The 9367-nt window shown below is 74.4% G+C and carries 6 protein-coding genes; 5 read left to right on the forward strand and 1 reads right to left on the reverse strand.

What is annotated here, in order from left to right; translation table 11 throughout:
* Nucleotides 1-131 precede the first annotated feature (131 nt).
* From HYE82_RS29595 to HYE82_RS29610, 4 genes are all read left to right on the forward strand, one after another.
* A complete protein-coding gene (locus HYE82_RS29595) occupies nt 132-1406 on the forward strand; it encodes an APC family permease (RefSeq protein ID WP_179177259.1) in 1275 nt (424 codons plus the stop codon).
* 204 nt (nt 1407-1610) lie between these two features.
* Entirely contained in the window at nt 1611-2429 is an 819-nt protein-coding gene (locus HYE82_RS29600) for an ABC transporter ATP-binding protein (RefSeq protein WP_179177260.1), read from the forward strand.
* Nucleotides 2430-2581: 152 nt separating this feature from the next.
* Entirely contained in the window at nt 2582-3577 is a 996-nt protein-coding gene (locus tag HYE82_RS29605; protein ID WP_179177261.1) for an ABC transporter substrate-binding protein, read from the forward strand.
* Nucleotides 3577-5673, forward strand: a complete 2097-nt coding sequence (locus HYE82_RS29610) for an iron ABC transporter permease (protein WP_179177262.1) — start codon at nt 3577-3579, stop codon at nt 5671-5673. Before HYE82_RS29605 ends, HYE82_RS29610 begins: the two co-directional genes overlap by 1 nt.
* Here HYE82_RS29610 and HYE82_RS29615 read toward each other — a convergent pair.
* A complete protein-coding gene (locus HYE82_RS29615) occupies nt 5661-7142 on the reverse strand; it encodes an MFS transporter (protein WP_256987877.1) in 1482 nt (493 codons plus the stop codon). The two genes, HYE82_RS29610 and HYE82_RS29615, sit on opposite strands and share 13 nt — an antisense overlap.
* A gap of 262 nt (nt 7143-7404) precedes the next feature.
* Here HYE82_RS29615 and HYE82_RS29620 point away from each other — a divergent pair, with 262 nt between their 5' ends.
* Nucleotides 7405-9213 carry an IucA/IucC family siderophore biosynthesis protein gene (locus HYE82_RS29620; RefSeq protein ID WP_179177264.1) on the forward strand — a complete coding sequence of 603 codons (1809 nt, stop codon included), beginning with the start codon at nt 7405-7407 and terminating at the stop codon, nt 9211-9213.
* Nucleotides 9214-9367 lie beyond the last annotated feature (154 nt).

Consider the following 9367-nt stretch of genomic DNA (forward strand, 5'->3'; position numbering starts at 1 on the left):
ACACCGCGAGCGTCGTCGCCAGCGTCAGATGTGTCTAAGAGACAGCTCCCGGCTCCGCCCGTTCATACCCGCCCGCTATCGTCTGGCCCGGTCGGGGTCCGGACGGGGTCCCGCGGTGAGGGGAGCAGGGCATGGCAGAGCCGGCGGCCGCGGCCGGGGGACCGGACGAACTGCGGCGGCGGCTGGGGGTCACCGACGCGGTGGTCATCGGCCTGGGGTCGATGATCGGCGCGGGGATCTTCGCCGCCCTCGCCCCGGCCGCCCGGGCGGCGGGTTCCGGGCTGTTGATCGGTCTGGCCCTGGCGGCCGCGGTAGCGTTCTGCAACGCCACCTCCTCCGCCCGCCTCGCCGCCCGCCACCCGGCCTCCGGCGGCACCTACGTGTACGGCCGCGAGCGGCTCGGGGAGTTCTGGGGCTACCTCGCCGGATGGGCCTTCGTCGTCGGCAAGACCGCCTCGTGCGCGGCGATGGCCCTGACCGTCGGCTCGTACGCGTGGCCCGGCCAGGCGCACGCGGTCGCCGTCGCGGCCGCGGTGGCGCTGACCGCGGTGAACTACGCCGGGGTGCAGAAGTCGGCCCTGCTGACCCGGGTGATCGTGGCGGTGGTCCTCGCGGTGCTCGCCGCGGTCGTCGTCGCCGCCTCCACCTCGGACGCGGCGGACCCGGACCGCCTCGCCATCGGCACCGGCACGGGCCCCGGAGGGGTGCTCCAGGCCGCGGGCCTGCTGTTCTTCGCGTTCGCCGGGTACGCGCGCATCGCCACCCTCGGTGAGGAGGTCCGCGATCCGGCGCGCACGATCCCGCGGGCCGTCCCGATCGCCCTCGGCATCACCCTCGTCGTGTACGTCCTGGTCGCGCTGGCGGTCCTGGCAGTGCTCGGCCCGCAGGGGCTGGCGGACTCCGCCGCCCCGCTGTCGGACGCGGCCCGCGCCGCGGGCGCCGAGCGGCTGGTGCCGGTCGTGCGGGCCGGCGCGGCGGTGGCCGCGCTCGGCTCGCTGCTGGCGCTGATCCTGGGCGTCTCCCGCACCACCCTGGCCATGGCCCGGGACCGGCACCTGCCGCACGCCCTGGCGGCCGTCCACCCGCGGTTCCAGGTCCCCCACCGGGCCGAACTCCTCGTCGGCGGTGCCGTCGCGCTCCTGGCGGCCACGGCCGACGTGCGCGGTGCCATCGGCTTCTCCTCCTTCGGGGTGCTCGCCTACTACGCCGTCGCCAACGCCTCCGCCTGGACCCTCGCCCCCGACGAGGGTCGACCGCCCCGGATCGTCCCCGTCCTCGGACTGGCCGGCTGCCTGGCCCTGGCCTTCGCCCTGCCGGCCTCCTCGGTGGCCTCCGGGGCGGCGGTGCTCGCCGCCGGAGCCGCCGCCTACGCAATCCGGAAGGCCGTGCAACGCCGCCGCCCGTAGCCCCGGGGTGCACCCGCGCCGGGCGAGCATGCATTACCGGCCAACTCCTCTCCGCGCAAGGGGTGGTGAGTGTGTGCAGGGGGTGTGTGGTGGTGCGCGGGATCTCGACATGGTCACAGGTCTCCCGGTTCCGGAAATGATCTTAGGCCTGCCTTACCTAAGTTGTATGGTGGTGATCGAGAACCGGAGACGGGGAGGGACACGGTGGCGTTAGGCGACGTCCGGCTGGTGGCGGAAGGACTCGACGTCGGGCATGCGGGCCGCCCGGTGCTCAAGGCCGTGGACCTCTCGCTCCGTTCCGGCGCGATCACGGTGCTGGTCGGCCCCAACGGCTGCGGGAAATCGACCCTCTTGCGCACGGTGGCCGGACTGCTGCCCCCCATCGGCGGCGAGGTGCGCGTCGACGACGCACCGCTGCGGTCCTTCGGCCGCCGGACCCTGTCCCAGCGCCTGGCGTTCCTGCCGCAGACCTCGCAGGCCCCTGCCGGGGTCACCGTACGCGAACTCGTCCGCCACGGCCGCTACGCGCATCGCGGAGCCCTCTCCCGGCACACCGGCGAGGACACCGAGGCGGTCGACTGGGCCCTCGACGTCACGGACGCCGCCCCCCTCGTCGACCGGCGGCTCGACGAACTCTCGGGCGGCGAGCGCCAACGCGCCTGGCTGGCCATGGTGTTGGCACAGCGGGCCGGAGTGCTCCTGCTGGACGAGCCCACCACCTACCTGGACATGCGCCACCAGTTCGAAGTGCTCGACGTCGTCCGCCGGCTGGCCCGCGAGCACGCCATCGCCTGCGGCGTGGTGCTGCACGACCTGACGCAGGCCGCGGCCTACGCCGACGAGGTCGTGGTCGTCGCCGGAGGCGGGATCACGGCCGCGGGCGATCCCGCCGCCGTGCTGACGCCCGAGGTCATCGACCGTGCCTTCGGCCTGCGCGTGAGCGTCGTCCGCGACCCGTCCACCGGGTACCTCGCCTGCTTCCCGCAGCGGCCGCCCGCCGACCCCGCACCGCCCGCTGCCTGAGACCGCACCGACCGCCCGGGGACCCGCGGCCGACCCGGTGCGGCGCCGTCCGACCGCACCACCCCACCCAGTCCCTTCAGTCGTTCCCTCACCTCCCGTCCCACCCGCCGCGGCCCTGCCCGGCCCGCGGGTTCACCTAGGAGAGATTCGCCATGCAGAGGATGCCGCGCGCCCTGAAGACGGCGGGAGCCGCCCTGGCGCTGATGCTGACCGCGGTCGCCTGCGGGTCCGGCACGGTCGGCGAGACCGCGGACCCCAAGAAGAGCGGGGACGCGCCCGCGGGCGCCGCCATCGTCCTCGACACCGCCCAGGGCAAGGTCACCCTGGCCAAGCCCGCCGCCAAGGTCGTCACGCTGGAATGGACGTACACCGAGGAGCTGGTCGCGCTCGGGGTCACCCCGGTCGGGAACGCCGACAACAAGGGCTACGGCACCTGGATCACCGCGAAGGGCGCCGCCCTCCCCCAGAACGTCACCGACGTCGGCACCCGCAACGAGCCGAGCCTGGAGAAGATCCGGGCGCTCCAGCCGGACCTCATCGTGATCGACAACGACCGCTCCAAGGCGAACCTGAAGCAGCTCCAGGAGATCGCCCCGGTGGTGTCGTTCACGTACACGACCAAGCCGCAGCTGCAGACGATGAAGAAGAACTTCGCCGAGCTGGCCAGGGCCGTCGGCAAGCAGGACAAGGCCGCCGAGGTCACCGGGCAGATCGACGCCCGGGCCGCCGACCTCAGGACGCGCCTCGACAAGGCGGGCAAGGGCGGGCTGAAGTACGCGGTCGGGCAGGGCTTCACCGCCAACGGCACCGCCACCGTCCGCATGCTCACCGACGACGCCATCGCCCCGCAGGTGCTGAACCTCGCCGGCCTGAAGAACGGCTGGAAGGGCGAGCCCGATGCCTGGGGCATGACCACGGTCGGCGTCGAGGGCCTGACCAAGGTGGAAGGCGACTCCACCTTCCTCTACGTCGCCGCCGAGAAGGACAACCCCTTCACCGGGGCCCTCGCCGCCAACGCCGTGTGGAAGGGCCTCGACTTCGTCAGGAGCGACAAGGCCGTCCCGCTCGACCCCGGCACCTGGCTCTTCGGCGGCCCGCTCTCGGCGCTGCACATCCTCGACGAGACCGGCAAGGCACTGAAGGTCTGATGGCCCAGGACACCCTGACGGCAGCCGCCGGCCCCCGGCCGGCGGCGCGACGGCCCGCCGGGGGCCGCACGCGCGCCCTGCTCACGGGCGGCGCCCTGGCGCTGGTCCTGTGCCTGGTCGCCCTCGTCCACCTCGGGCAGGGCGCGTCCGGTGTGGGGCTCTCCGAGATCGCGGACCTGGTCCTGGGGCGCGGCGACGCCCGGACCGCCGACATCCTGCTCGGCAGTCGGCTGCCCCGCACCCTGACCGGGCTGGTCGTCGGCGTGGCGCTGGGCGTCTCCGGCGTCCTCGTCCAGGGTGCGACCCGCAACCCGCTCGCCGCGCCCGACACCCTCGGCGTCAACGCCGGCGCCTACCTCGCCGTCGTGCTGGTGGCGTTCACCGGCGTGAGCCCGGGCCCGCTGCCCGCCGGGGGCGCCGCGTTCCTCGGCGGTCTCCTCGCCGTCGCCGTGGTCCACCTCCTCACCAGCCGCGGCGTCATGACCCCCGGCCGGGTGCTCCTCGCCGGGGCGACCGTCGCCCTCGCCGGCACCGCGGCCGCGGAGTTCCTGCAGATGCTCGACGTGCAGGCGACCCGGGGACTGTTCTTCTGGGGCAACGGCACCCTGATGCAGTCCGGGCTGGAACGGCCGCTCACCCTCGGCGCCCTGGTCCTCGCCGGCGCCCTGTGCGCCCCTCTCCTCGCCCGTCCGCTGGACCTGCTCGCCCTCGGCGACGAGACGGCCCAGGCGATGGGCGTCCGCGTGGAGCGGATCCGGCCCACCGCCTTCCTCGTCGCCGTGCTGCTCTCCGCCGCCGCGGTCTCGCTCGCCGGGCCGATCGGCTTCGTCGGGCTCATCGCCCCGGTCGCCGCACGGCAGCTGGGCCTGCGCAAGCACGCCGTACTCATCCCGACGGCGGCCCTGCTCGCCGCGGCCCTGGTCCTCGCGGCGGACGCCGCCGCCCAGCTGATCGCGCCCCCGTCCGCCACCCAGCCCGCGGAGATCCCGGTCGGCGTGGTCACGGCCCTGATCGGCGGCCCGGTCTTCATGGCCCTGGCGCGCCGGATCAGCACCGGCGACGCGGACACGGGGGCGGCCGTCGCCGTCTCCGACCGGCGGCGCGCGCCCGGCTTCGCCGCCGTGCTCGGCGCCGGACTGATCGCGCTGGCCGCGGCCGTCGCGGTGTCGCTGCGCCTGGGCGACGTGGAGATCGGCTGGGGACAGCTCGGCGCGCTGCTCTCCGGATCCGCCGAGCAGATCACCGAGGCGGTGGTCGGCTACCGGCTGCCGCGCGTGCTGGTGGCCGCCGTGGCCGGCGCCTGCCTGGCCGTGGCCGGTGCGGCCGTGCAGGCCGTCGTACGCAACCCGCTGGCCGAGCCGGGACTCGTCGGCGTGACCGCGGGAGCCTCCCTGGGCGCCGTCACCGTCATCCTGGCCGTCCCGTCCGCGCCTGCCGCCGCGCTGCCGGCCGCCGCGGCCGCGGGCGGCCTGCTGATGCTGGTCGTCGTCGTCCTCGTGGCCCGGGGGAGTGCGGGCGGGGGCCGCCGCGGGCTGGACCCGACCCGGGTGGTGCTGGTCGGCCTCGGGGCCGCCGCCACCGCCATGGCCCTGGTCAACATCATGGTCGTGGGCGCGCAGATGAACATCTCGGCCGCCCTCGGCTGGCTCTCCGGCAGCACCTACGGCCGGGACCTCTCGGCGCTCGGCTGGCTGGCCCTGCCCGCGCTGGTCGCGGTGGCGCTGGTGGTCGCGGCCCGGCCGGTGGACCTGCTCGCCCTGGGGGAGGAGCTGCCGCGCGCCCTCGGCCTGGAACTGGGCCGCGCCCGGCTGCTCGTCCTCGGCGCGGGTGCGGTGCTGGCCGCCGGCACGGCCGCCGCAGTCGGCGCCGTCGGCTTCGTCGGGCTCGTCGCCCCGCACCTGGCGCGCCGTCTGGTGGGCGGCCACACGGCGCGGATGGTGCCCGTGGCCGCGCTGCTGGGCGCGCTGCTGGTGGTCTGCTCGGACGCGCTGGGGCGCTGGCTGCTCGCGCCGACCGAGATCCCAGTGGGCGTGGTGACCGCGCTGGTGGGCGCCCCGTACCTGGTGTGGCTGCTGCGCCGGACTCAGGACGTCTGAGCCGTACGGGCGGCCCGGGCGGGCTTCCCGGCCGGGCCGTCGGCGGTCCCGGCCGCGCCGTCCCGGAGCATGCGGGCGGCGAGGACGCCGATCAGGCAGACGGCGGCCGAGGCCAGGCAGACGGCCGTGTAGGCGCCGGAGAACGCGGACCGGGCGAGCGGCCGCAGCGCGGGATCGAGGAGTTCGAGGCGGCCGGTGCCGACGGCGTCCCGCACCGTCCCGTCGGCGGCGCCGCCGAGCCCGGCGTCGAGGCGGGCGGCGAACAGGGCGCCGAAGGCGGCGACGCCGGTCGCGGTGCCCAGCGGGTAGCAGGCGTTGGCCAGCCCGGAGGCCAGGCCCGACCGGTCCTCGGGCACGGCGCCCACCGCGACGCCCATCAGCGGCGGGAAGATGACGGCCCCTCCGACGCCGAGCAGCACCAGCCCGGCCGCCGTGGCGGCCCGGTCCGGCCCGCCCGCCCCGGCGGCCCCCGACGCGGCGGCGGCCAGCGCCGACAGGCCAAGCCCCTGCAGCCCGAAGCCGCCCGCGACGAGGGCGTGCGGGGTGAACACCTGCTGCAGCCGCGCCACGAACAGGCCGGCCAGCAGCAGGCTGCCGGTCAGCGGGAGGAGGTGCAGCCCGACCTCCAGGGGGGAGTACGCGTGCGTGCTCTGCAGCCACAGAGTGGTGAAGGCCAGCACGCCCAGACTGGACATCCGGGCGAGGAATCCCAGCACGGCGGCGCCGGAGAGCGCGCGGATGCGCAGCAGGGCCAGGTCGATCAGGCCGTCACCGCGGCGCTGGCTGGCCACCAGGGCCGCGGTGAGCGCGACCCCGGCGGCCGCCGGCACCAGGACCCGGGCCGCCGTCCAGCCGGCTTCCGGACCGGCGACCAGGGGGTAGTGCAGGGCGAGGAGGGCCGCCACGCCGAGCACGGCGCCCAGCGGATCGACCCGGCGCCGGGCCGCCCCCTCGGCGGTCGCCCGCGAGCCGGGCATCCGGGCGAGCGCCCCGGCCACGACCAGGATCCCGATCGGCACGTTGACCAGGAAGATCCAGCGCCAGCCGAGTCCGCTCACGAAAAGGCCGCCGACCACCGGTCCGAGGGCGCCGGCCGCCGAGGCGACGGCGGCGAACGCGGCGATGGCGGCCTGTCGGCGTGCGCCCTCGTAGGCGGCCGCGAGCAGCGCGAGGGTCGGTGCGAACACCAGGGACCCGCCCAGCCCCTGGGCGGCGCGGGCCACGACGAGCGTGCCCGCGTCCGGAGCGAGGCCGCAGCCGGCCGATGCGACCGTGAACAGTGCCATTCCGGCCATGAACACGGTCCTGCGCCCGATGCGGTCGGAGAGCGCGCCCGCGGTGAGCAGCAGCGCCCCGAAGGCGAGGGAGTACGCGGAGACGGTCCACTGCACGCGGGCGAGACCGACGTCCAAGGATCCGGCGATGTCGGCGAGCGCGACGTTCACCACGGTCACGTCCAGCGTCATCATCACGCCGCCGGCGCTGACCAGAGCGAACGTCCATCGCGGAGAGCCCCTGCGGGAAGGTGTCACTGATTCACCCCGAGCGCGTAGGCCCTGGAACGGGCATGCGGATTGGTAAGCCTAACCTAACTTGCTTTATGACGGAACGTCACCCGGCCCGCCATGGCCGAAAGTTGCGATTGCGACTTAGGTAAGCCTTCCCTAATCTGGGCTGGCCCGGACGGAGCGCCTCCGGGCATCTGATCAAGACCGACACCGGAGCTGCCAGATGGCCCTGCCCCTCGACCATCCCGTGCCGGACCTGCCGGACGTATCCCCCGCGGCCTGGAGGGAAGCCAACCGCCGCCTCCTCGCCAAAGCCCTCGGCGAGTGGTGCTTCGAGGACATGCTCAAGGCGGTCGAAACCGGCGACGGCTACCGCGTCGACCTCGCGAGCGGCACGACCTACGCCTTCCGTGCCGTACCCGGCGCGTACGGCTGGCTGCGCGTCGACCCGGACTCGATCACCCGCACCGCCACCGGCATGCTCGGCAACGCCATCGCCCAACCCGCCTGGGATGCACAGCAGTTCCTCATCGAGGCGGCCACGACGATCGACAGCGACCCGTCGACGGTCGCCACCTACCTCACCGAGCTCTCCGCCACCCTCGCCGTCGACGCCGCCCGCATCACGCACGGCGGCGAGACCGCAGCCGAACTGCGCGCCCTCGGCCACACCGAGCTGGAGTGCCGCATGACCGGCCACAACCTGCTCGTCGCCAACAAGGGCCGGATCGGCTTCTCCGCCACCGACGTACGCCGGTACGCCCCCGAGGCCGGGCAGCCGCTGAAGCTCCACTGGGTGGCCGTGCACCGGGGACTCGCCGAATTCCGCGGCACCTCGGAGCTTTCCGAACGCGAGATCCTCGCGCGGGAGCTGGACGAGGACACCCAGGCCCGGTTCACCGCCGTCCTGGAACGGGCCGGGGTCGACCCCGACGCCTACGTGTGGACGCCCGTGCACCCCTGGCAGTGGGACCACGCCGTCCAGATCCTGCACGCCGCCGACGTGGCGCAGCGCCGCATCGTCCCGCTCGGCGAGAGCCCCGACGCGTACCTGCCGGGCCAGTCGATCCGGACGATGGCCAACGTCACCGTGCCCGAGCGGTACGACGTCAAACTCCCCCTGAAGATCCTCAACACCCTGGTCTGGCGCGGCATCCCGCCGCACTGCACGGCCGGCGCGCCGGTCGTCACGCAGTGGCTGCGCGGCCTGGTGGAGCGCGACCCGTTCCTCACGCAGGAGTGCCGGACCGTCTTCCTCGGCGAGGTCGCCTCGGTGACCGTCCACCACCCCTACCTGTCCAAGCTCGACGAGGCGCCCTACCAGTACCTGGAGACCCTCGGCTGCATCTGGCGCGAATCGGTGTCGGCGCGCAAGGACCCGGAAGAGCGCGTCCGCACCTTCGCCTCGCTGCTGCACACCGACCACACCGGCCGTGCGTTCGTCGCCGAACTCGTGCACGCCTCGGGCCTCGAACCGCAGGACTGGCTGCGCCGGCTCTTCGACACCCTGCTCGTGCCGATCCTGCACGTCCTCTACCGCTACGGCGTCACCTTCAACCCGCACGGCCAGAACACGCTGATCGGCTACGACGACAACGACGTGCCGACCCGCCTGTACCTGAAGGACTTCGTCGACGACGTGTGCGTCTCCTTCACGGACGTGCCCGAGCGCGGCCCGGAGCCCGACGGACACGACCACGTCCTGCCGCGCAAGCACCCGTCGATCATCCGCCAGCACGTCGTGGACCAGGTCTTCGTGGGCCACTTCCGCTACCTCGCGCCGCTCTGCGCCGACCAGCTCGGCCTGCCGGAGAAGACCTTCTGGCGCATGGTCCGGCAGACCGTCCTGGACTTCCACAAGCGCTTCCCCGAACTGTCCGAGCGGTTCGCCGAGTACGACCTGCTCACCCCCGAGATCCCCCGGTACGGCCTGAACCGCGACCGGATCGTGGTCACCCGTTACGGCGACCGGGCCCTGCGCCACGCGCTGTACCCGAACGGCACCCACCCCAGCCCGCTTGCGGCCGACTGAGGAGGCCAGAGCGTGATACCGCTGACCGCAGTACCACCCCGGCGTTCCTCCTCTTCCCCTTCCCCTTCCTCTCCACCGCCGCCGCCGGTCCTGTGCCTCGACGGCCTCGACGAGGTCCACGGACTGCTCGGTGAGATCGTCGACACCCTGGCGG

The organism is Streptomyces sp. BR123 (assembly GCF_013401435.1).
In the GTDB taxonomy this organism is placed as follows: Bacteria; Actinomycetota; Actinomycetes; order Streptomycetales; family Streptomycetaceae; genus Streptomyces.

Excerpts from the sequence above, each read along its gene's own strand:
- HYE82_RS29595 (WP_179177259.1), top strand. The coding sequence starts at position 132 with ATGGCAGAGCCGGCGGCCGCGGCCGGGGGACCGGACGAACTGCGGCGG.
- HYE82_RS29605 (WP_179177261.1), top strand. The coding sequence starts at position 2,582 with ATGCAGAGGATGCCGCGCGCCCTGAAGACGGCGGGAGCCGCCCTGGCG.
- HYE82_RS29610 (WP_179177262.1), top strand. The coding sequence starts at position 3,577 with ATGGCCCAGGACACCCTGACGGCAGCCGCCGGCCCCCGGCCGGCGGCG.
- HYE82_RS29615 (WP_256987877.1), bottom strand. The coding sequence starts at position 7,142 with ATGATGACGCTGGACGTGACCGTGGTGAACGTCGCGCTCGCCGACATC.
- HYE82_RS29620 (WP_179177264.1), top strand. The coding sequence starts at position 7,405 with ATGGCCCTGCCCCTCGACCATCCCGTGCCGGACCTGCCGGACGTATCC.